This is a genomic window from Alteribacter lacisalsi (assembly GCF_003226345.1).
Taxonomy (GTDB): domain Bacteria; phylum Bacillota; class Bacilli; order Bacillales; family Salisediminibacteriaceae; genus Alteribacter; species Alteribacter lacisalsi.
In genome coordinates this window covers 1,548,946-1,569,587 of sequence record NZ_PDOF01000001.1, presented here as the reverse complement: position 1 = coordinate 1,569,587, position 20,642 = coordinate 1,548,946, and the positions used below count along the sequence as shown (strand labels likewise).

Below are 20,642 nucleotides of genomic sequence, written 5' to 3'. Positions count from 1 at the left end.
GATTATCATTATGATAATCGGAGCCTTTTTTTGTTTACCCACACGCTAAAGATCCTTCCTTATCTCCCTGACTACATGCCCCAACTCTGGAACGATAAGTTCGTCCATTGCAAGCCGGACTGCTCCGGAAGAGCCGGGCGTTGAAAAAATAGCTGTGTCTCCCCGGACGCCTGCCACAGCCCTGCTCAGCATGGCGGCAGGCCCAATATCCTTTTCGTAGCTTAAGTAACGAAACAGTTCTCCAAAACCGGGAATGGTTTTGTCCAGGAGAATTTCTACTGCTTCATATGTTGTGTCCCGGAGAGCGATACCGGTTCCGCCGTTAATTAAAACAGCGGCAATACTTCTGTTATTCTCTCCGGTTCTGACGGCGGACTGAACAGCTGTGTAGTCATCTTTTACGATCACATAATCCTCAATCATATGACCGGCTTCTCTTAGTTTTTCAATCATTAACCGGCCGCTCCGATCTGTCTCTTCTGTTCGCGTATCGGAGACTGTTACGACCATACAGCCAACAGAATCCGGCGCTTCCCGCCTGTGCTGTTCTGTGCCCATCTTATCTCCACCTTTTTTCAGACTTAAAATCTATTGTAAGCGATACCATGATCTGTGACCAGTCTCCAGTTATGTTGTGACGAACCCGCATTTCTATTGTATAATGAAACGAGTAAATGAATTTCATACGTCTGCTGCTTTAAGGTCGCGCTGTATTCAGCGTGTGAAAAGGGAAGCCGGTTAAAGTCCGGCACGGTCCCGCCACTGTAAGTGCGCCGGCTGTAACCATTGTGCGTCAGCACAATTCGGATCATGATCCATTCCACTGTCCATGACGGGAAGGAAGGTGACAGCCTAACGTGCACGAGTCAGGAGACCTGCCTTAAAGTAAATGATGCCTTCGGGAAAAAGGTAAAAGCAGTGAACAGCACAGGATAACAGTGCAAGTTTGTTATTTTGTGATTTCATATGCATTTTTCTCCGTTTTGAAGGCTCTTTCTTTCAAAACGGTTTTTTGTGTTCATAACCTCCATCTTCCAGACGATGAACATTTACACAATTACATATACAAAGGGAGAGAGAGAAATGAAAAGAGCATTACTTACTACGATTCTTGGGGGATCATTGATTCTTGCTGCTTGCGGTGATAACGGTGAAACAGAAGAATCGGCAGGTACAGACAGCAGTGAAGAGACAGCTGAAGAAAACGATCACACTGAAGAAGATGACGAGACATCCAGTGACGAGTTGGAAGAAGACAGTGATGATGAGGAATTTCCTGTAACAGTGGAAGATGCCCGCGGAGAGGAAGTTACGCTTGAGGAAGAGCCGGCAGAGGTGATTTCTATTCTGCCGAGTAATACCGAACTGATTTACGGTCTGGATGCCTGGGATCAGCTGTCGGCAGTTACGTTAAATGACGATTACCCTGAAAAAGTAAGTGAGCTTGACACGGTTGGAGATATGACAATTGATGTCGAGCAGGTTATTGCGATGGAACCTGATCTGGTGATGGCGGGGGTTTTAAATGATATGGATGCTGTCGGCCAGATTGAGGATGCGGGGATAACGGTTGTCGTTCTTGAAGATACCAATAAGTTTGATGATCTTTATGATGTGATTGAACTTGCAGGAGTTGTTCTCGGTAAAAACGATGAGGCGGATACGATGATAGAAGACATGCAAAGCCGTATTGAAGATATTCGTGAAACCGGGGAATCCATTCCGGAAGATGAGCAGGTGAGCGTGTGGGTTGAAGTCGGACAGGATCCTCTTTTTACGACCGGAGCAGGGACTTTCCTGGATGAAATGCTTAGTCTCATTGGTGCTCAAAACGCGGCAGGGGAAGAAGAATTGTGGGTCCAGTTCACAGAAGAGGACGCTGTCAGCCTGAACCCGGACGTTATTGTTCTGACATACGGAGCGTATGTAGAGAGTGCCGGCCAGCAGGTACTTGACCGTGCAGCCTGGCAGAGTGTGCCGGCAGTGGAAAACGAGCGTGTGTACGAGTTTGAGGACGCGAACAAAGTGAACCGCCAGGGACCCCGTCTCATCGAAGGACTAGAAGAACTTGCCGAACTTATCTACCCGGAACACTACTAAAAACAGGATCGTTTCAGGCTACATAATAGCCCTTACTGTTCTTGCAGGAGCCTTACTGGTGGGGATCGGTGCAGGAAGTGTAAAGATTTCACCAGCAGATGTGCTCAGAATCCTGGTACCTGGAAGCTTCGGAGAAGTTGAGCCAACACTTGCTCACATCGTGATGGAAATCAGGCTGCCACGGGTCCTCCTGGCATTGTTTGTTGGTGCTTCACTTGCTGCTGCAGGAGCGGCGTTTCAGGGGCTGCTGCGAAATCCCCTGGCGGACCCTTATACGCTTGGCGCATCATCAGGTGCCGCGGTGGGGGCTGTAGCTGTCTTTTATTTCGGTTTAACGATTCCACTGCTCGGTTCTTTCACATTACCTGCGGCTGCGATTTTAGGAGGCATGGCCTCCCTTTACCTTGTGCTGCTGTTTGCCAGACTTGTAAGCAGAACAATGGCGGTTGAAACAATAATACTTGTGGGCATTATTCTCAGCTCTTTTCTCGGTTCATTTATTTCACTCATGATCGCCCTCAGTACAGACGAACTCCGACAGATCATCAACTGGCTGATGGGCTCTGTAGGGATGAGAGGTTGGAATTATGTGGCGCTGATTATTCCATTTTTTGCGGCAGGTCTTCTGCTTCTTCTTTTTCACTGGCGTGAACTGAATGTATTTGCGTTTGGGGAGGAATCAGCCAGACACCTTGGCATAGATGTAAAAAGAAAAAAACAGCTGATCGTTACAGCCGCAGCTATTTTGACAGGGGCTGCTGTAGCAGTTTCAGGCATGATCGGATTTGTCGGACTCGTAATCCCTCATTTTGTCAGAATCCTGGCAGGGCCAGATCACAAGCACCTGCTGCCGCTGTCTGCCATTGCCGGCGGGGCATTTCTAATCCTTGCCGACGTGGCAGCACGCACCATTCTGGCTCCACAGGAACTGCCGATCGGGGTGATTACGGCTCTGATCGGAGCGCCTGTTTTCGGGCTGATTCTTGTATCCAAACTGAAAAAATCACCGGGACTTTCCTAGGAAGGAGTGAGCGGGATGATAGATGTAAAAGGGATTTCCGCAGGCTATGATAATAAGCGGATTCTCCATGATCTGACGTTTTCTATTAAGGGGGGCGCTCTTTACGGGATTCTTGGACCAAACGGATGCGGCAAAACAACGCTCCTGAAAACATTCACTGGTGCACTGAAACCCCAAGCCGGGTCTGTTGAACTTGAAGGGCGCCCGGTTCATGAATATGGGGCCGGCGATCTGGCTAAAATTGCAGCTGTTCTTCCTCAAAAGCACGAGCAGTCCTTTTCGTTTACTGTCAGAGAAGTGACCTCCATGGGGAGATATCCTTATAAAAAAGGGTTGTTTAATTTCTTTGACGAAGAAGATGAAAGAGTAGTCAAGCGTGTGATGGATCAGCTGGATCTTATGCAATTTGCCGACTCGCCTCTCCATGATCTCAGCGGCGGTGAACAACAGCGTGTATTTCTGGCAAGAGCACTTGTGCAGGAGCCCCGCCTTCTGCTTCTGGATGAGCCGACCAACCATCTGGATCTTTCCTATCAAATAGACTTGATGAGTATGATGCACAGACTGGTTAATGAAGAAGGGCTCACTGTCGTTACGATTCTGCATGATATGAACATTGCTGCCATGTTTTGTGACCGTCTGCTTCTTTTGAAGGAGGGACGGATTCAGGGAGAAGGGCGTCCGGAAGAAGTACTCGCATCCGACAGGCTTACTGCCGTTTATGAGGCACCAGTTGTAACATCTTCACATCCATCCGTGCCGGTGCCACTTATAACGTGCAGGCCTTTTGAGGTCGAAAACAGAGTTCCCTTCCTGTCGTTTCGGGAAACAGCCAAAGGTATAGAAGCACAAAGTGATGTGCCGCTGAGAACCCTTCGGACAGAGATGGACCCGGAGCCGTTCGGCTGGGAAACCGTCTTCCCCATAGCTTATGAAGATCTGGCAGAAAGTCATTCATCAGCCTTCGCCGTTTTTATTGCTCGAACTGAACAAGGAAGTATAACACTTACCCTCGTTCTTAACAGTGCGTTAACAGACAGTGAAGCACTCAGCCTTTCGCTTCAGCTGGCCAGGCAGTTTAGCGAGATTGCCCAGTTTACTATTGCAAGCTGCAGAGGCGAAAAGAAGGAACCGAGGGTGGAAGATTTGAAGATGAAAGTAGGCGAATGCCTGAGATCTCTTCAGAAGGAGGCGAAACAATGAAAATCTATACAAAAAAAGGTGATCAGGGAAAGACGCACCTGATTGGCAGACGTGTAGCCAAAAACCATTTAAGGGTTGAGGCATATGGAACAGTAGATGAGCTGAACAGTTTTATCGGAAAAGCAGTAGTATCATTAACTGAACAGGCAGGAAAGGACGTGCGCGAGGAGCTCACAGAAATTCAGCAGCAGCTGTTTGATCTCGGGGCTGACCTTGCCAACGTAACGGAAAATCCTGAATATAAAACGAAGGATGCTTACACGGAAATCCTCGAGAAAGCAATTGATACCTACTGGGCAGAAGCACCGGAAATTAAAACCTTCGTTTTGCCGGGCGGCAGTCAGGCTGCAGCAGATCTGCATGTGTGCCGAACTGTTGCCCGCAGGGCCGAGCGGAACATTATCGCTGCAATGGAGGAGGAAGACATACCTTCCGAGATTTTGAAGTATGTAAATCGTCTGTCGGACTACTTGTTTGCGGCTGCAAGAGTAGTCAACTTCAGGGAAGGCCACAAAGATGTTCTTTACAGAAGCAGCGGGGATGTATTTAAGTGAGGACACTTAAGCCCGGTAGTGGGGCCTGGTCTTCCGAATGCATAGAGATGATCAGGAACATGGGACTCAAAAAGCGCGGATGCGTAATCCACTAAATTAAAACAGCAAAAAAACGGTTCCAGTTAAACTTTAACTGGAACCGTTTCTATTTCCTGCAGGGACTGAGCCTGCAGGAAGCAGGCTGATTTGTTTCGTCCCGGCTGCAGGGGAATTAAATTACACGTGAATCTCGATGTCGCTTTCTTCACGAAGCTGCTCAATATACTTCTGCTCTTTTACAGCAGCTTCGATGCTTTCACGCTCATCATCAAGTTCTCCCATTTCAGGGTTTTGCATCTGCTGCATTTCATACATCTGTTCAACTTCTTCGTCAGTTACTTCAATTTCATCTTCTTCAAGGTGGTTAAGCTCAAGAAGTTCATTAATAACAATCTGGCTGCGGAACTCCTCTTCTACTTCATCTTCGGAATAGCCAATCTGTTCAAGGAACTCCTGATAATCTTCTTCCTCTTCAAATTGAGCTCTGAAGTTTTCAAGCTCTTCCTCCACTTGTTCTTCATCTGCTTCAATACCTTGATTGTCAGCTTCCTGAACGAGCATACGCTGGGTCACAAGCTGATCAATAAATTGCTGCATCTGCATTTGGATCATTTCCTGCATTTCTTCATCTTCCGGGTCCATTCCCTGCTGCGCCATCATATCTTCAAGCTGCTGGAGCTGCATATCGAGCTCAGAACGGGAAATATCTTCGCCATTAACAGTGGCGATCGTTTCCGGTAAATCAGACGTATCTTCAGGCATGTCTTCGACTGCTGTATCGTCTCCTTCATCATCTGTGTCAGCCGGCTGCTCCTGATCTGCCGGTTCTTCACCTTCGTTAACCTCCGGAGATTCATCTTCGCCGCATGCGGCCAGAACAGAAATCGTAGTCACAGCGACTCCGATTGCAAATGTCTTTTTGAGGCGTTTCATGTACATCACCTTTCTGAGTTGGAATGATTTCTTCAGCGTTGGTTCCAACTTTACCATACTTGAAAGGCTTGTTTCAAATTGGAGAATCTCTAAAAGTATGAGAGACCGCGTTATGCTAAAATGAAATCACATTGGGAAGGAGTGAGCGTTCATGCGGACAGACTATCATAATCATCTGGAAAAGGGGACTCTCACGATCGACTATTTGAGAGCGTTCATTACGAAGGCTGAGGAAGAGGGAATTGAGGAATTTGGGATCTCGGAACATGCTTATCATTTTCATGAGACAAAAGACATTTTGAGCAATCCGTGGGTAGATAAGCGGAGATGGTACACGATGGAGGAATATGTGGATCTTTTTAAGGAAGCAGAGAAGCAGGGGCTTGATGTAAAAATGTCCATAGAAATGGACTATACTCCAGGCAGGCATGCTGAAATGGAAAGATTCATTAGGGATTATCCGTTCGATTATGTCATTGGGAGCATCCACTGGGTAGGGGACTTCGGCATCGATCTTGCCGAGTACAGAAAAGAGTGGGAAAGGCGGGACGTGAAGGAAGTTTACAGGAAGTATTTTGACCAGGTTGTTACTCTTTCGGAAAGCAATTTGTTTGACGTCATCGGCCACCTTGATCTGGTGAAAATCTTCAGATATGTGCCTGATGACCGGGAATTTCTGATGAATGAGTACGACCGGATCACCTCGGCCCTTGCCAATTCCAAAACATGTGTAGAAATCAGTACCGCTGGCCTTAGAAAGCCTGTAGAGAAAATGTATCCTGAACCGGAACTGCTGAAAATGTGCCAAAAGAAAAATGTCCCGATCGTCCTGTCATCCGATGCTCACGAGCCGGCTCATGTCGGATACAGATATGAGGAGGCTGTGGCCCTTGCCAGGGAGGCAGGATATACAACACTCATGACGTTTAATCAGGGTAAAAGAAAAGAAGTAAGCCTGACATAAAGAAACAGAGAACCCCGGAAGGTGAGGGACATTCCCGCTTTCCGGGGTTCTCTGTCATTAGAATTTACAGCAGGCATTAAAGTTCGAGAACGATGACACGGTTAATTTCTTTTGTTTTCTGCAGTGCAGATGCGGTTTCAGACGATATTTCCTTGTCCACAGTGAGCATCATCATGGCCTCGCCGCCTTCTGATTTGCGCCCTACATGCATGGTTGCGATGTTGACATCGTGCGTACCAAGGAGCTGGCCTACACTGCCGATCACACCAGGTTTGTCTGTATGGCTGATAAACAGCTGATGCTCAGAGGGCTGAAAGTCAGCTGAGAAATCATCGATCTTTAAGAACCGCAGTCCAAAGTCCCTGTTGGAAGTGCCTGTAAGGGAAAAGAAGTGGTCCTCTCCTTCAACGGTAATGCTGATCAGATTCTGGTAGCCTGTTTCTTCCTGCGAACGTTTTTCGCTCCAGGAGACACCTCGTTCTTTTGAAATATAAGAAACGTTAACATCGTTAACGTAAGAGTCGATTCGGTTTTTAAAGAAGCCTTTCAGTGCAGCACGGGTAAGCAGGGTTGTATCCTGTTCTGCAATTTCACCCGAGTAGGAGACGGAAAGGTTTTTGACCGGCACTCGCATGAAATTGGATGCCATTTTCCCCATTTTAACAGCCAGGTCATAGAACGGCCGTATTTTATCAAACTGCTCACCGGGGATGTGGGGGAAGTTAAGCCCGTGCGTCACTGTTCTCCCTTCGGAAAATGCAATGATTTCCTCAGACACCTGTCTTGCCACGCTTTGCTGTGCTTCTTTCGTAGACGCAGCAATGTGAGGGGTGAGGATAACCTGGTTCATCTGTCTGAGCGGGGAATCCCCGAGAGGTTCAGATTCAAACACATCAAGGGCTGCTCCGGCTAACTGCCCGCTTTCAAGAGCTGCGGCAAGAGCAGCTTCATCCACGATCCCGCCTCGTGCACAGTTTAAAAGAAATGCCCCTTTTTTCATCCTGGCGATAGTTGTCCTGTTTATCAATCCTCTCGTTTCTTTAACAAGAGGTGTATGTACAGTGAGAATATCCGCTTGTTCAAGAACATCCTCCAGCAATGCGGCTTTAACGCCTGCTTTATTTGCCCTTTCTGCTGTAAGAAACGGATCGTAAACCATGACTTTCATTCTAAAAGCTCTTGCTCTTGCTGCGATTTCCGAGCCGATTCTCCCAAAACCTATAATTCCAAGCGTCTTCCCGTAGAGCTCTGCTCCTTCGAATTTCTTTCTGTTCCATTCACCAGATCTGACAGAAGCGTGCGCCTGAGGGATATTCCGCATCAGGGCCATCATCATAGCAAAGGTATGCTCACAAGTGGAAATCGTATTGCCGTCCGGCGCGTTTACCACAATGACGCCCCGTTCTGTAGCAGCTTCAACATCAATGTTGTCTGTGCCCACTCCGGCTCTTCCGATCAGTTTCAAGTCAGGCATTTGTGCAAGCGCTTCTTTGGTGACGACAGTGGCACTTCTGACTATCAGCGCATCGATACCGGGGAGCGGCTCCTCAAATTGATCAAGAGATCTTTCGATTACGCGAATATGCGGTACTTTCAGCAGCGGTGCAAGTCCTTCACTGCTTAATGGGTCTGATACGAGTACTGTAAATCTTTCATGATTGTCCGTCTGTAGCAAATCAAGGACCTCCCTGTATGGTGATATACTGCCTGCATGTACGCATATCATATCATGAAGCGGAAATATTCGAAATGTTATTTCACCGGAAGCGGGGGAGAAACCAATGAACCGTTATACAGTTCAAAGAGGCGACACGGTGCGCAGGATCGCAGTAAAATACGGGATCAGTCCCTTGGCACTCTGTAATTTTAATAATGGCACTTTAGATCTGGAGTACTATGTTGAACCGGGCAGGATCATATGTGTACCTGAACAGAAAAACAGGCTGAGGCATCGTAAAGGGGTGTGCCTTGAGGAGTTTAATTTTGCTGATGTTCAGGCGTACAGGGATAAATGGCTGTCTCAAGGGCTGATACACTGCGACACGATCGGTTATTCGGTTATGAACCAGCCAATTTACGCTTTTACGGCAGGCAGCGGGAAGAAAGAGGTGTTCTACTCTGGAGGATGGCACGCAAATGAGTGGATGACGAGTAAATTCCTATGCGAATGGCTTGATCATCTGGCTGAAGCTTCTGCTGATGAAGCATCCCTCTTTGGATATGATGCTGCTGCTCTTTTAAAGGAAGTCACACTTTACGTCGTTCCGATGGTCAATCCTGATGGGATCGAGCTTGTTCAGCAGGGGAATTATCCCAACCATCCTTTCTGTGAAAAAATCCGTTACATTAACCGGGGAGGGGAGATGTTTGATCACTGGTCTGCTAATATCCGCGGTGTAGATCTTAATCATCAGTGGCCGGCGGGGTGGCAGAAGGAGGCTGACGAAAGCCCGGACAGACCCTGGCCCCGCCATTACAGCGGAAAGGCTGCTCTGACAGAACCGGAGGCGCTTGCTGTATTTAACTTCACCAACCGCCGAAGGTTTGATTATGTAATTGCTTTTCATTCCCAGGGTCAGATGATTTTCTGGGGTTATAAAGGGTTTGAACCTCCGGAGAGCAAAGAGATGGTGCACCGACTGTCAAGGAACAGTTCCTATGTCCCTATTCATACAGCAGACAGTGATGGGGGCTATAAAGACTGGTTTATACAGAATACGGGCCGTCCGGGTTTTACAGTTGAGCTTGGCACCGGTACAAATCCGCTGCCATTAAGAGGGTACAGTGAAATCTGGGCGAACGGTGTACCCCTTGCGCTCGAAGGGCTTAGACTATAATTTGGGCTTTTATTGTTAAGATTACCTTTATTACACTGTATGCGGACGCTTTCCGCGGGCTTTGCCCTGCCGGGTTTAGTCTGGCCCGCAATGCCTACTGATCTCTGACTGAAGACCTTTACAGAATCAATAAAAAACCACCGTGCCCGAAGGCAGGGTGGTTTTTTAGGCTATTCAAACTTCAGAGGATCTCCATCAAACGACTCGTCTGCCACTTTAATGGAGTCAGTAGGGCATCCGTCAAGGGCATCTTCCATGTCTTCGTGGAGTTCGTCCGGCACTGCAGTTGTGCCCTCATTATCGTCAAGAATTACAAAAGCAATCCCATCATCATCGTAATCATAAATATCGGGTGCTGCTGCCCCGCAAGCTCCGCAAGCAATGCAAGTGTCTTTGTCTACAATTGTATACTTTGCCATTGTTATTACCTCCCGGTTTATATTAAAACTGTCCCTTTAATTTTCTATTATGTAAAAAGGGCCTTATTAAGAACATGGAAATGATTTTACTCACCTAAAGATTATTGTAAATGTTCTCCCTCTTACTTTCAATAGAAAATGTGCAGGGAACTTTTCATGCCGGCGCTTACTGTAGCCGGAATCGGTCTAATCTTCTATAATGGGTTCAGTAAGTAAGACTGACCGGTTGAAGGGGGGGGAAAGGAATGGATCTTGAAAGATGGCTGTTTCTTACAATGACGGCCCGGCTGAAAGGACAGCGGACAGGCAATGGTGCCGTCCATCTGCTCAGCGGTAAACGTTCAGCCCAGACCCTTCAGGATGCATCTTTATTTTATGTTTTACCGTTAACGGCAAGTTTAAAACATCGTTCTCCTGCATACATTCATGAGGTCCGTTCAGACCTTTCAAAAGCAGGTCTGGTGACAGAGTCACACCGGGGACTCATGACAATCACGAAATCAGGGCGCGGCGTTTTGAAAAAGCTTGATGAGAAATACTTTCTTCCTGAAAAATATAATGCAGGAAGGTTTGAATGGAGCGGAGAGGCTGAGTGGTTCTGGAAACGGTTATCCCTTTACATTCAGTCTCTGTCAAACGTACTGGACAAGTCCCGTAAATTTGTACCGGTTCATTACGACTACGACGTGCAGGAATGGGTCCGCCGGCATTTTCCCGGTACACAGGAGGAAAGAGCAGCTGCAGCAAGCAGGCTTTACAGGGAACTGAAGGCTTCACTTGAAGCAATTGAAGAAGAGTACGCTTACCTGTTTGTCAGTCGTCTTTCTTCATCCAGCGGTGCTGGACAGACTTATACACAATTGGCCGGGGAGGGGGGGGACCCTTCCTTTACGTATATAAAATTTCGGACGGTGCTCCATCATATATTAAATTCTTTACAGGAAAAAAATCAGTTTTCTGTTCTCGCCTCGTTTGTGAAACCGGAGGAAGACCGCCTACTGATGACCCGGTCGGCGGGGAAAACACTGGATCTGCTTAAAAAGGGGATGAGCCTGGAAGAGGTCCGGCGGATTCGGAACTTGCAGAGAAGCACCGTGGAGGATCATGCAGTGGAAATAGCGAAAATGCATCCCTCCTTTGAAGCCGGGATGTTTGCCGACAGCCGAAAACTCAGGACAGTTGAAGAGACGGCTGTCAGACTCGGAACAAACCGGCTGAAAATAATAAAAGATGAGCTTGGCGAAGAATATGATTACTTCACCATCAGACTTGCTCTGGCAGAGAAGAAAGGAGAAACTCATGCAGGGACCATCAGAACGTGAGCTTGAACGGGTCTTTGGCTTCAATACCTTCAGGACCGGTCAAAAGGAAATTATAACAAACGTACTGGCGGGAAGAAATGTTCTTGCCGTACTCCCGACCGGAACAGGAAAAACGCTCTGTTATCAGTACCCTGCAAGATTTTTACCGGGGATCACGGTCATAGTTTCTCCCCTGCTTTCTCTAATGGAGGACCAGGTACAACAGCTGAAGGGGATGGGTGAAAAAGGAGCGGCCGCCTTAAACTCACATGTTTCCTATGAAGACAGGCAGCGGATTCTTGACAGCCTAAACGACAGGTCACTGCTATTTTTATCGCCTGAAATGCTTCAGAATAAAATGGTGCTTGAACGTCTGAAGAAAGTCCGCACAGGATTGTTTGCAGTAGATGAAGCTCACTGTATTTCCCAGTGGGGACATGAATTCAGAACAGATTATCTTAAGCTTGCCCAGGTGCGCCGTGCACTGGGAAATCCACCATGTCTGGCTCTCACGGCAACGGCAACCAAAAAAGTTCAGTCGGATATCATCACACATCTGGACCTCGAAAATGTGCGGCAGTCTGTTTATTCCGTGGACAGGCCTAACATTTCACTTCATGTCAAAAAGGCAGACTCTTGGGAGGAGAAGGAAGATATCCTTTTCACTGCTTTGAAATCCCATCCGAAACCGGGAATCGTTTTTACAGCCACCCGAGCTGAAGCGGAGAAGCTGGCTGTTAAAATCCGCAACAAATGCGGACTTAAAACTGTATCCTACCATGGGGGAATGGAAAAAGAAGACCGGCTTCTTGTCCAGCAGCAGTTCCTCAGCGATGAAACAGATGTGGTGTGCTGTACCAACGCATTTGGGATGGGGATTAACAAACCGAACGTAGCCTTTGTTATCCATTATCATCTCCCGCAGTCACCCGAACATTATCTTCAGGAAACCGGGCGCGCGGGCAGAGGAGGGGATCCTGCATCTGCTCTTTTGCTTTATCAGTCAGAAGATCGTCAGCTCCCTTTATCCATGATTTCATCGGAGCTGCCGGATGATAATGAATTGTCCCTTCTGTATGAAAGGCTTCTCCAAATAAGGAACTCAGGAGAGCCTGCACCGCTGACGAAGGATGCAGTGAAAACGTGCACGGCTGAAGAAACGAAACAACGTCTTCTCTGTTTTTACCTCGAACAGGCAGGAACAGCTGGGTCTGACGGCCGAATTCGCCTGGGCGAGCTTGACGGAAACTGGAAGGAGCAGCTCCAGCTTAAGTTTCAAATGCGAAAGCGGGAAAAAGAGGCACAGTTTCTGGAGGTAGAGCGAATTGTAAACAGCCGGAATTCCTGTTTCAGAAATGCCTTTTTGAGTTATTTCGGGGAAGAAAGTACAAGCAGTCCTGATCGATGCTGCACCAACTGCGGACACGAGTTTGAAGCTTATCCAGCTGTTAATAAGGACATATATAATCATTCATATAAGAAACCTGCAGGAGGATGGGACGATATGCTTCGCACGATACTCCATCAGAAAAAGCAGACCGGGGAGGCAGTGAGTGTTGAACAGGCAGGCACAGATCATTAAAGGACTCTCCGACAAAGAACTGATCCTGAATTTATACATTTCCCAGGCGATCATGCTGCTGATTGCTCTTTTTGCTTCCAGGCTGCTGCTTGGAGGCTGGTTTACTCCGTTTACACTGATCGAATGGACCTGGTCGGCTGTGGCATTGGGTTTTTACATTGCTGTCGCCGTTGTGATCCTGGAATGGCTCTGCATAAAGGTTTTACCGGAAAAATGGTTTGATGACGGTGGGATCAATGAACGAATCTTCCGCAACCGGTCCATTTTCCATATTGCCGTCATATCCTTCGTGGTGGCGGTTTCCGAGGAAATCCTGTTCAGAGGGGTGATTCAGACATCAGCAGGTATTATAGCGGCTTCCCTGTTGTTCGCTTTGATACACTTCAGGTATCTTCACCAGCCGTTTCTCTTTGCATTTACAATAGGATTAAGTTTTCTCCTTGGCTATGTATATCTGCTCACAGGAAACCTGCTTACCGTCATAAGCGCTCACTTCTTTATTGACGCGATCCTTGGCTGTGCGATAAAGTACGGGTGGTTTGTAAAAAACGGGAAAAATCGATAAAACATCCTATTTACAGAACGGCTCTTTTTGTTGAAAATAATAAAAAGGACGTCAGAGAGGTGAACAGCAAATGGGGATTCATCAGCTTTCAGACAGTCCAGAGCGGACTGAAGACGGGAAGAATGCACAGAATGACTGGTCAGACCGGGAATGGGCACCGGAATCCGGAAACCTGCCGCCCCGAAGCGTTGTGCGCAGACAGAGAGAGGAAAAAAGAAAAGAAGAACTGGCAAAAGAACAGGAGCTGAAAGGGGATACGTTTAAAACGATCCACATACCTCTTGCAAGGCTGATGCTGATTTTGTTTCTCCTTCTCGTACTCGGAGTGATTACATATCCGGTCTGGGGTTAAATGGTTACCTGCTTACAAGGGCCTTTGTGCATGAATACAGGATTGTCCTCATAGGATGATAATAGGTCAGAGTCCTGGAGGTTCCTATGAGCGGGAAGGAAAAAAGTGCTTATGAAGCGCATATTGTAAATGCTCTTATAAAGGCAAAGCAGAAGGAAATTATAGCAGCAAAAGTGATACAGAGAGCCGGCTGTCTCCACTTAATCGTACTGTGGATCACGATTCTCTACATGGCTGCAGGCATCTTTATGCGTCACCACAGCTCAGCTTATATTACTGCGATTCTTCATGACCCGGTTATTCTCATTTTGCTTGCATGTGCCATCCTTACGTTTAAATATACGGATATGAAGCGGAAATCACTTGATAAGGCCGAGCGTGATCTGGACCGCCTCAGATCGGAAGTGATCGATCGTGCAGGTGAGATCTGGTCAGGGGAAAACCGCGATGAGATTTATGCGGAAATGCTGAAGGATTACAGGATTAACCTGTATCATAAATAAAGGCTCAGTAAAGTCTAAAGTTGATTTAACCAAGTTGATTGGAACGAACGAGCGACACTCCTGCGGGAACAGCAAAGAGCGGTTACTTCGTGAATATGCTGCGATCTGCTTCGACACAGCCTGCTTCGGAGCCTTAACCAGTAGAGGAAGAAGCATCAGCGGAAGACCTCGCAGGGCGCTTTTCCCGAGGAGGCTGCAGTGGTGCCCACGGAAAGGGAGCGCAGTGAGAGAAAATCAACAACTGACTTTAACAGAGTTTAAATAAAAAGGAAACAGGGGCCGCGGCATAAGCTGCGGCCCCTGTTTATACTGTGGTTAAAATAATGACAGCACTCCGGAAAGTGATGGTCTGGCGCACTGCGATGCAAAATTTGTGTAAGAAAAAAACCTATACGAAAACTGCCTTAATTTATGAGGTTTTCAGCTCTCTGTACGGAGCTGTACCCGGGAAACCGAAGAAAGCGCATCCATTTCTTCTGAACCTTCTTCCGTGAACGATGACAGTGTCGTCAGATAAGTCCTGGATCTTTCCATATGCAACGGTCTGGCAGGTGGTGAGGCAGAAAACTTCAACCGGGTATCCGAGCTTCAGGTTATGGATGAACTCCGCGTCAGTTACTAACGAGTGGTTTTTCCATTTCTGCAGGGTCATCGGAATCCTCCTCCTTTATTATCAGAAAATTTAAATAATTGTTTAGTTTTATTATAACGATTCACATATATCAATGCAAGCCGGTTTGGAAAATTTGGGCATGTCCATGTTGTCTTTTTTAAAGGATCCGCTTTTCAACTTTAATCACCCTGAAACATATACTGAATACACATAACAAAGAGGTGAAATGTGTGGGTGATAACAATTCTCTTGGCTACGCGATTCTGCTTGTTGTAACGATTTTTATTTTTCTATCATTCGCTGCGGGACTGGGGGCAAGTGACAACGGTGATGATGATGACGGGTTTGTTGTAATCTCGAGCTGATTAGACCGGCCTATGGTGGTGATGGTGGATGAATAAAAAGGGCAAAGATCAAAGCGGCAGCAGAAAGAATCCTTATACAGAAGATCTTGGCCCCTTAAGCCCTCAGCAGCTTGCTGTCATTCTTGCCATGCTCACAAATGTTCTGCGGGTAAAAGCAGTTCTGATAACAGTGGACCAGACTGTTGAAGTGGTTCTTCAAGGAAATCTTAAAAAGCAGAAGAAGGAAATACAGAACATGCTGAACGAATTGAGTGAAGAAAAAGTTGACGAGTGGATGCGTATGCTTCAGAAATTCAATAACGATTAAAAAGGGAGGGCAGAGCGGTTCTCTCTTTTTTCGAGTAAACTGCTGTTTTTTCTGATCAAATTCGATACAATGTAAAGGGTTACATAATCAGACTGGAGCAGACCTTATACCCGAATGGACAGGCTGCTCTGCACATAAAAGGAGTGTTGTGAAGTGAGCCAGGAAGTGAAATCGGATATTGAAATTGCACAGGAATGTCAAATGAAACCGATTCGAGACATAATCAGCGGCCTCGGTGTAAAAGAACAGGAGTGGGAGCCTTATGGACATTACAAAGCCAAGCTGTCTTTGGATGTAATGGACAGACTGAGCGGCAACGAGGATGGCAAGGTTATACTCGTAACTGCGATCAACCCAACACCCGCTGGAGAAGGGAAATCGACGTGTACGGTCGGGCTTGGGCAGGCGCTGAGCAAAATAGGGAAAAATGCCATGATCGCGCTGCGTGAGCCGTCTCTCGGCCCTACCATGGGTATAAAAGGCGGCGCTGCAGGCGGGGGCTATTCCCAGGTTGTCCCTATGGAGGATATTAACCTTCACTTTACCGGGGATATTCATGCCATTACTACAGCTCACAATGCCCTCGCTGCTATGATGGATAATCACATACACAGAGGGAATGAACTTGGCATTGACGTACGGAAAGTGGTCTGGAAGCGTGTAATGGATATGAATGACCGGTCGCTCCGTGAAGTGGTGGTCGGCCTTGGCGGACCGCTTAAAGGGGTGCCGCGTCAGTCCGGCTTTGATATTACAGTTGCTTCTGAAATTATGGCAATACTCTGCCTTGCAACCGGCCTTAAGGATCTCAGGGGTCGCCTCGCCAGTATGGTCGTTGCCTACACAGCCGATGATCAGCCGGTGACGTGTGCGGACCTTGGTGCAGAAGGTGCGCTGACACTGCTATTAAAGGATGCCGTCAAGCCAAACCTTGTTCAGACATTGGAAAATACCCCGGCTCTCATTCACGGTGGTCCATTTGCAAACATTGCCCATGGATGTAACAGTGTTATAGCCACAAAAATGGCTTCAAAACTTGCCGATTTCGTCGTGACTGAAGCAGGTTTTGGTGCGGATCTTGGTGCAGAGAAATTTCTTGATATAAAAGCACGGGCCGGCAGCATTGATCCGGACCTCGTAGTGATCGTGGCAACAGTACGTGCGCTTAAAATGCACGGAGGGGTGCCAAAGGATCAGTTGAAGGAGGAAAATACCGAAGCACTTCGTAAAGGCCTTGCCAACCTGGAAAAGCATGTTGAAACAATTCGTAATTTCGGACTTCCTCATGTTGTGGCTGTGAACCGTTTCATTTATGATACGGATGCAGAAACAGACCTCCTGATGTCCTGGTGTGAGGAGCAGGGGATTAACGTGGAACTGGCAGATGTATGGGCTCAAGGCGGAGAAGGGGGCCGCGCCCTGGCTGAACGTGCTGTATCACTAATTGAAGAAGGAGATAAAAACTTCACCCCTGTGTATGACGTGAATCAGTCAATAGAAGAAAAAATTAAGCTTATTGCAACGAAAGTGTACGGAGCAGATGACGTTGAATTCAGTTCATATGCGAAAAAACAAATAGGAGATTATAACCGTTACGGATGGGATAACCTTCCGATTTGTATGGCAAAGACGCAGTATTCCTTATCTGATGATCCGGCCAAACTGGGGCGTCCAGAAGGATTTACCATCACGGTACGGGAACTTAAACCTTCTGTGGGGGCAGGGTTTATTGTTGCTCTTACAGGCGACGTCATGACGATGCCTGGTCTGCCTCAAAAGCCGGCAGCATTAAAAATGGACGTGGATGAAAACGGAAAAGCAGTTGGACTGTTCTAACATTTAAGATGGAAACAGGCGGTATTACCGTCTGTTTCTTTTTCTCTCTGCGGCATCGGCCCTGGCATCTCAACTGCATGATCATACGATAAAAGAAGGGATACATCGGGCTGAAGAGGAGAGCAAAAGCATATGAGAAGGCGTCACTATTACATTTATGCTGCAGGATTATTCTGCAGTGGGTATGGTTTATATTTTTTTCATTCTCAGCCATATTATAGCGCAGACAACATGATTGCTCTTCTGGTCTTTTCTCCTTTCTCTTGGTTTACCGGACTTCTTTTCTTTACCGCAGGATTTTTTCTGTTTTCCAGAGTAATTAAGGCACAGATTGATGGTTTCAGATCCGGGAGTTTACCTCACTATGGTGCAGTCATAATTACAGTGTCTGTTCTGGCTTTTCTATTCGGATGGCTTGCACTGTTACTTGCTGCCCTTGCTTTTCATTATGGTATAATGGATGCTGTTAAAAATAGAGACGAAGGAAAGTGAGCGGGCGCCAGTGATCTTTCTTATTTCAGCCGCATTACTCATAGCGGCGTTACTGCTTCTTTATATGCGGAGGCTTGCCTTTTCCTCCCGAGTTACTAGAGAAACAATTGAACTTCCCCTGAAAATGAGAACAAAAACAGTGCTTCTCATATCAGATATTCACAGAAGGAAAACAGACGTTGTTGTAAAGGACCATCGCTCAAGCGATTTTGATATGGTCTGGATCGGGGGAGATCTCGCAGAAAAAGGCGTTCCTGAAGAACGAATCCGTCAGAATCTAGAAGAACTTTCTTCTCTTGCTCCTGTATATTTTGTATGGGGCAACAATGATTATGAGGGGGCTGCAGCAGCCATGGAGTCGGTGCTAAAAGAATTCGGCGTGACGATTCTGCGAAACAGCAGTGTGGAATTTCAGGAAGAAGGCGGCTCCTGGACCCTTGCAGGTGTCGATGATTTAACCATGGGACGGCCGTCATTTACAAGGATTGAGGATGGTCTTTCTGATATTGCGGTTCTGCTCTCCCATAATCCGGATGCTGTCAGATGGTTCCAGACCGGACGATTTACCTGTGCAGTAAGCGGGCACACCCACGGCGGCCAGATCCGCCTCGGCCCCTTCGGCATAGCCGAGCGGGGAGGCTGGAAATACAGAAACGGCATGCGGCTTTTTATCAGTGAAGGTTATGGTACAACACGTCTGCCGCTCCGATTGGGGACAAGGTCCGAATACCATATCCTACACATTTGCACGGATGAACAAAAAGTATTCAAAAGTTAAACAAAGTTTACACAAATAGGTCTGGCGGGTATACTGTACCAAATAGGTAAATCTGGCGCAGGTGCGGGCGGTAACCGCACCTGTTAATAAGGTGGGTGAGAAATGAGCCGTACAGATGGAAAATATAATATTAAAGCTGTATCCAATATGCTCGGCATCCAGGCAGGAACCTTGAGAGCATGGGAAAGACGATATGAGATTATTGAACCTGTCCGCAATCAGGCCGGACACAGGCTTTATACAGACGAGCATGTAGCCGTACTGAAATGGCTGCTCAATAAGGTGAACAAAGGTTTTACAATCGGACAGGCTGTCGGTCTGCTGGAAGACGAGGAAGTAACCGATATCGGTTCCGAAACGAATCCAGATAATGACCGCTTATGTAAAATGAAGGATGAACTTCTTGATGCGCTTATTCATTTTAAGGAGCACAAAAGCAACCAGATTCTTGATCAGGCGTTTGCCATGTTTACTATAGAAAAAGTCATGTCCAACGTTCTGGGCAATCTGCTATATGAAATAGGGGAACTGTGGGAGAGAGGCGAGATCACCACAGCGCATGAACACTATGTGACCGCATTTCTGCGCACAAAAATTGGAGGTATTTTCCATACATTGCCGGTAGACGGTCTGTTGCCAAAAGTTGTCTGTGTGTGCGGACCGGATGAAACTCATGAAATCGGGCTTCTTATTTTTACGCTGTACCTGAGACGCCGGGGGTATGAAGTTATTTATCTCGGTGCCGGAATACCGGAAGAAGACTTGGCGACTGTTATTAGAGAAGTTGCACCGAAAATGATGTTTCTCTCCTGCACCATGAGCGCACACGTACATAATACACTCCGTGCAGGAAACCGTATTCAGAAAAATTTTCCCGATCTGAGAGTCGGTGTCGGAGGTCATGCAGTTACCAGACTGAATGGAGAGGAACGAAAGAAATTTGCCGGAATGCTTGTAGGCAGCAGCAGTGAAGATTGGGATATATGGATCCGTGGTGCTTAGATTGGGCGTAGTGTCGAACCAATTTCCCTCCCCTACATACTGTATTAATAAACAGTGTCACAACGAAGTGATTAGCAGGGTGTTCACTAAAAACGTCCGGTCCCTTCTTTAAAAGTGACAGCCTTCAAGGAGGGTCGTCCATGCGCCTGGAACGTTTGGCCTACGACAAAATTAAGATTTTTCTTACATTCGATGATTTGAAGGACCGCGGGATCTCCAAAGAAGAATTGTGGATGGATGTACCAAAAGTACATGATTTATTCCGGGAGATGATTCTCGAAGCAAGCAGAGAGCTGGGTTTTGATCCGGACGGCCCCGTAGTGGTGGAAGTTTTTTCCCTTCCGGCACAGGGAATGGTCATTATTGTCTCAAAATCCAGTGAAGAAGTGGATGCAGATGATGAAAGCTTTGATGATTCCTATATTGAATTGCAGATTACGCTTGGTGAAACAGAGGATATTGTCTACGAATGTGCTGACTTTGAGGATGTGATCCAGCTGTGCCATCGTCTGAACCAGCTCGGGGTAACCGCAGGACAGCTTATTGCTTTTTTAGGAAGATATTACCTTCATTTTACGGATCACGATCTTCTTGGGGATCCGGAATCCTTTATTGCCGTTCTCGCAGAGTATGGTCAGAGCTCTCATGTAACGATACACCGTCTTGAAGAGTATGGGAAAATGATTATGAAAAATGACGCAGTCAAACAGATGATTACGTTTTTCAAGTAACGGACATACTAACGTTCACAACAGATTTAAACAATATCACGTCATTTGGAAAGCCGTGCCGGTCACGGGTCATATTCTCAATGATTTGCATAAGCGGCATTTTTTAGAGATAGATCTTTTTGTAAAACCAAACTGCCCCCTGCCT

23 protein-coding genes and 1 riboswitch are annotated in these 20,642 nt (G+C 46.9%); of the genes, 18 read left to right on the top strand and 5 right to left on the bottom strand.

What is annotated here, in order from left to right; translation table 11 throughout:
- Window positions 1-45 precede the first annotated feature (45 nt).
- A complete protein-coding gene (locus CR205_RS07725) occupies window positions 46-558 on the bottom strand; it encodes a MogA/MoaB family molybdenum cofactor biosynthesis protein (protein WP_110518376.1) in 513 nt (170 codons plus the stop codon).
- Between the two features lie 125 nt (window positions 559-683).
- Window positions 684-897: riboswitch (cobalamin riboswitch) on the top strand.
- A 186-nt stretch (window positions 898-1,083) separates the two neighbouring features.
- Here CR205_RS07725 and CR205_RS07720 point away from each other — a divergent pair.
- The 4 genes from CR205_RS07720 to CR205_RS07705 are packed head-to-tail and all read left to right on the top strand — an operon-like array spanning window position 1,084 to window position 4,878.
- A complete protein-coding gene (locus tag CR205_RS07720; protein ID WP_161524716.1) occupies window positions 1,084-2,100 on the top strand; it encodes an ABC transporter substrate-binding protein in 1,017 nt (338 codons plus the stop codon).
- The gene (locus CR205_RS07715) at window positions 2,069-3,121 is read left to right on the top strand and encodes a FecCD family ABC transporter permease (protein ID WP_110518371.1); all 1,053 of its coding nucleotides are present in this window, start codon (window positions 2,069-2,071) and stop codon (window positions 3,119-3,121) included. The genes CR205_RS07720 and CR205_RS07715 overlap by 32 nt, the downstream gene beginning before the upstream one ends.
- A gap of 15 nt (window positions 3,122-3,136) precedes the next feature.
- Window positions 3,137-4,324 (top strand): heme ABC transporter ATP-binding protein, encoded by a 1,188-nt coding sequence (locus tag CR205_RS07710; RefSeq protein WP_110518369.1) that lies wholly within the window; start codon window positions 3,137-3,139, stop codon window positions 4,322-4,324.
- Window positions 4,321-4,878, top strand: coding sequence for a cob(I)yrinic acid a,c-diamide adenosyltransferase (locus tag CR205_RS07705; RefSeq protein WP_110518368.1), 558 nt, complete (start codon window positions 4,321-4,323; stop codon window positions 4,876-4,878). Before CR205_RS07710 ends, CR205_RS07705 begins: the two co-directional genes overlap by 4 nt.
- A 216-nt stretch (window positions 4,879-5,094) precedes the next feature.
- On the opposite strand, the gene CR205_RS07700 is transcribed toward CR205_RS07705, so the two are convergent.
- Window positions 5,095-5,850, bottom strand: coding sequence for a SurA N-terminal domain-containing protein (locus CR205_RS07700; protein ID WP_161524715.1), 756 nt, complete (start codon window positions 5,848-5,850; stop codon window positions 5,095-5,097).
- Between the two features lie 151 nt (window positions 5,851-6,001).
- Here CR205_RS07700 and CR205_RS07695 point away from each other — a divergent pair, with 151 nt between their 5' ends.
- Window positions 6,002-6,814 carry a histidinol-phosphatase gene (locus CR205_RS07695; RefSeq protein WP_110518364.1) on the top strand — a complete coding sequence of 271 codons (813 nt, stop codon included), beginning with the start codon at window positions 6,002-6,004 and terminating at the stop codon, window positions 6,812-6,814.
- Between the two features lie 76 nt (window positions 6,815-6,890).
- Here the strand turns inward: CR205_RS07695 and serA are convergent, their stop codons facing one another.
- Window positions 6,891-8,489 (bottom strand): phosphoglycerate dehydrogenase, encoded by a 1,599-nt coding sequence (gene serA / locus CR205_RS07690; protein WP_236634719.1) that lies wholly within the window; start codon window positions 8,487-8,489, stop codon window positions 6,891-6,893.
- Between the two features lie 106 nt (window positions 8,490-8,595).
- Here serA and CR205_RS07685 point away from each other — a divergent pair, with 106 nt between their 5' ends.
- Complete coding sequence (locus tag CR205_RS07685; protein ID WP_110518360.1) at window positions 8,596-9,651, top strand: M14 family metallopeptidase; 1,056 nt, start codon at window positions 8,596-8,598, stop codon at window positions 9,649-9,651.
- A 170-nt stretch (window positions 9,652-9,821) separates the two neighbouring features.
- Here the strand turns inward: CR205_RS07685 and CR205_RS07680 are convergent, their stop codons facing one another.
- On the bottom strand, window positions 9,822-10,070 hold the full coding sequence (locus CR205_RS07680) for a ferredoxin (protein ID WP_110518358.1): 249 nt from the start codon (window positions 10,068-10,070) through the stop codon (window positions 9,822-9,824).
- Window positions 10,071-10,315: 245 nt separating this feature from the next.
- Here CR205_RS07680 and CR205_RS07675 point away from each other — a divergent pair, with 245 nt between their 5' ends.
- The 5 genes from CR205_RS07675 to CR205_RS07655 all read left to right on the top strand — a co-directional run bounded on the left by CR205_RS07675 (window position 10,316) and on the right by CR205_RS07655 (window position 14,373).
- A complete protein-coding gene (locus CR205_RS07675; RefSeq protein WP_110518356.1) occupies window positions 10,316-11,392 on the top strand; it encodes a helix-turn-helix domain-containing protein in 1,077 nt (358 codons plus the stop codon).
- A complete protein-coding gene (locus CR205_RS07670) occupies window positions 11,370-12,953 on the top strand; it encodes a RecQ family ATP-dependent DNA helicase (protein WP_161524714.1) in 1,584 nt (527 codons plus the stop codon). Before CR205_RS07675 ends, CR205_RS07670 begins: the two co-directional genes overlap by 23 nt.
- Complete coding sequence (locus tag CR205_RS07665; protein WP_110518352.1) at window positions 12,928-13,518, top strand: CPBP family intramembrane glutamic endopeptidase; 591 nt, start codon at window positions 12,928-12,930, stop codon at window positions 13,516-13,518. The genes CR205_RS07670 and CR205_RS07665 overlap by 26 nt, the downstream gene beginning before the upstream one ends.
- Window positions 13,519-13,588: 70 nt before the next feature.
- On the top strand, window positions 13,589-13,870 hold the full coding sequence (locus tag CR205_RS07660) for a hypothetical protein (RefSeq protein ID WP_110518350.1): 282 nt from the start codon (window positions 13,589-13,591) through the stop codon (window positions 13,868-13,870).
- A gap of 86 nt (window positions 13,871-13,956) precedes the next feature.
- Entirely contained in the window at window positions 13,957-14,373 is a 417-nt protein-coding gene (locus CR205_RS07655) for a DUF2663 family protein (protein WP_110518348.1), read from the top strand.
- A 409-nt stretch (window positions 14,374-14,782) separates the two neighbouring features.
- Here the strand turns inward: CR205_RS07655 and CR205_RS07650 are convergent, their stop codons facing one another.
- Window positions 14,783-15,025: a hypothetical protein gene (locus CR205_RS07650; protein WP_110518346.1), complete on the bottom strand. Its 243-nt coding sequence runs from the start codon at window positions 15,023-15,025 to the stop codon at window positions 14,783-14,785.
- A gap of 191 nt (window positions 15,026-15,216) precedes the next feature.
- On the opposite strand from CR205_RS07650, the gene CR205_RS20690 reads away from it, so the two are divergent.
- From CR205_RS20690 to CR205_RS07620, 7 genes are all read left to right on the top strand, one after another.
- Window positions 15,217-15,351, top strand: a complete 135-nt coding sequence (locus CR205_RS20690) for a hypothetical protein (RefSeq protein ID WP_268877405.1) — start codon at window positions 15,217-15,219, stop codon at window positions 15,349-15,351.
- A gap of 28 nt (window positions 15,352-15,379) precedes the next feature.
- On the top strand, window positions 15,380-15,658 hold the full coding sequence (locus tag CR205_RS07645) for a hypothetical protein (protein ID WP_110518344.1): 279 nt from the start codon (window positions 15,380-15,382) through the stop codon (window positions 15,656-15,658).
- Between the two features lie 201 nt (window positions 15,659-15,859).
- On the top strand, window positions 15,860-17,494 hold the full coding sequence (locus CR205_RS07640) for a formate--tetrahydrofolate ligase (protein ID WP_236634764.1): 1,635 nt from the start codon (window positions 15,860-15,862) through the stop codon (window positions 17,492-17,494).
- 132 nt (window positions 17,495-17,626) lie between these two features.
- A complete protein-coding gene (locus tag CR205_RS07635) occupies window positions 17,627-17,986 on the top strand; it encodes a hypothetical protein (RefSeq protein ID WP_110518341.1) in 360 nt (119 codons plus the stop codon).
- Window positions 17,987-18,125: 139 nt separating this feature from the next.
- Entirely contained in the window at window positions 18,126-18,764 is a 639-nt protein-coding gene (locus tag CR205_RS07630) for a metallophosphoesterase (RefSeq protein WP_161524713.1), read from the top strand.
- Between the two features lie 102 nt (window positions 18,765-18,866).
- Window positions 18,867-19,766: a MerR family transcriptional regulator gene (locus CR205_RS07625; protein WP_110518337.1), complete on the top strand. Its 900-nt coding sequence runs from the start codon at window positions 18,867-18,869 to the stop codon at window positions 19,764-19,766.
- A 140-nt stretch (window positions 19,767-19,906) separates the two neighbouring features.
- A complete protein-coding gene (locus CR205_RS07620; RefSeq protein ID WP_110518335.1) occupies window positions 19,907-20,497 on the top strand; it encodes a genetic competence negative regulator in 591 nt (196 codons plus the stop codon).
- The last annotated feature ends 145 nt before the right edge of the window (window positions 20,498-20,642 follow it).

Bases quoted from the DNA above. Each gene is read 5' to 3' on its own strand.
- CR205_RS07710 (WP_110518369.1), top strand. From the start codon at position 3,137: ATGATAGATGTAAAAGGGATTTCCGCAGGCTATGATAATAAGCGGATT.
- CR205_RS07705 (WP_110518368.1), top strand. From the start codon at position 4,321: ATGAAAATCTATACAAAAAAAGGTGATCAGGGAAAGACGCACCTGATT.
- CR205_RS07625 (WP_110518337.1), top strand. From the start codon at position 18,867: ATGAGCCGTACAGATGGAAAATATAATATTAAAGCTGTATCCAATATG.
- CR205_RS07685 (WP_110518360.1), top strand. From the start codon at position 8,596: ATGAACCGTTATACAGTTCAAAGAGGCGACACGGTGCGCAGGATCGCA.
- CR205_RS07700 (WP_161524715.1), bottom strand. From the start codon at position 5,850: ATGAAACGCCTCAAAAAGACATTTGCAATCGGAGTCGCTGTGACTACG.
- CR205_RS07635 (WP_110518341.1), top strand. From the start codon at position 17,627: ATGAGAAGGCGTCACTATTACATTTATGCTGCAGGATTATTCTGCAGT.
- CR205_RS07650 (WP_110518346.1), bottom strand. From the start codon at position 15,025: ATGACCCTGCAGAAATGGAAAAACCACTCGTTAGTAACTGACGCGGAG.
- CR205_RS07670 (WP_161524714.1), top strand. From the start codon at position 11,370: ATGCAGGGACCATCAGAACGTGAGCTTGAACGGGTCTTTGGCTTCAAT.
- CR205_RS07645 (WP_110518344.1), top strand. From the start codon at position 15,380: ATGAATAAAAAGGGCAAAGATCAAAGCGGCAGCAGAAAGAATCCTTAT.
- CR205_RS07720 (WP_161524716.1), top strand. From the start codon at position 1,084: ATGAAAAGAGCATTACTTACTACGATTCTTGGGGGATCATTGATTCTT.
- CR205_RS07675 (WP_110518356.1), top strand. From the start codon at position 10,316: ATGGATCTTGAAAGATGGCTGTTTCTTACAATGACGGCCCGGCTGAAA.
- CR205_RS07725 (WP_110518376.1), bottom strand. From the start codon at position 558: ATGGGCACAGAACAGCACAGGCGGGAAGCGCCGGATTCTGTTGGCTGT.
- CR205_RS07660 (WP_110518350.1), top strand. From the start codon at position 13,589: ATGGGGATTCATCAGCTTTCAGACAGTCCAGAGCGGACTGAAGACGGG.
- CR205_RS07620 (WP_110518335.1), top strand. From the start codon at position 19,907: ATGCGCCTGGAACGTTTGGCCTACGACAAAATTAAGATTTTTCTTACA.
- CR205_RS07640 (WP_236634764.1), top strand. From the start codon at position 15,860: ATGAAACCGATTCGAGACATAATCAGCGGCCTCGGTGTAAAAGAACAG.
- CR205_RS07655 (WP_110518348.1), top strand. From the start codon at position 13,957: ATGAGCGGGAAGGAAAAAAGTGCTTATGAAGCGCATATTGTAAATGCT.
- CR205_RS07680 (WP_110518358.1), bottom strand. From the start codon at position 10,070: ATGGCAAAGTATACAATTGTAGACAAAGACACTTGCATTGCTTGCGGA.
- CR205_RS07695 (WP_110518364.1), top strand. From the start codon at position 6,002: ATGCGGACAGACTATCATAATCATCTGGAAAAGGGGACTCTCACGATC.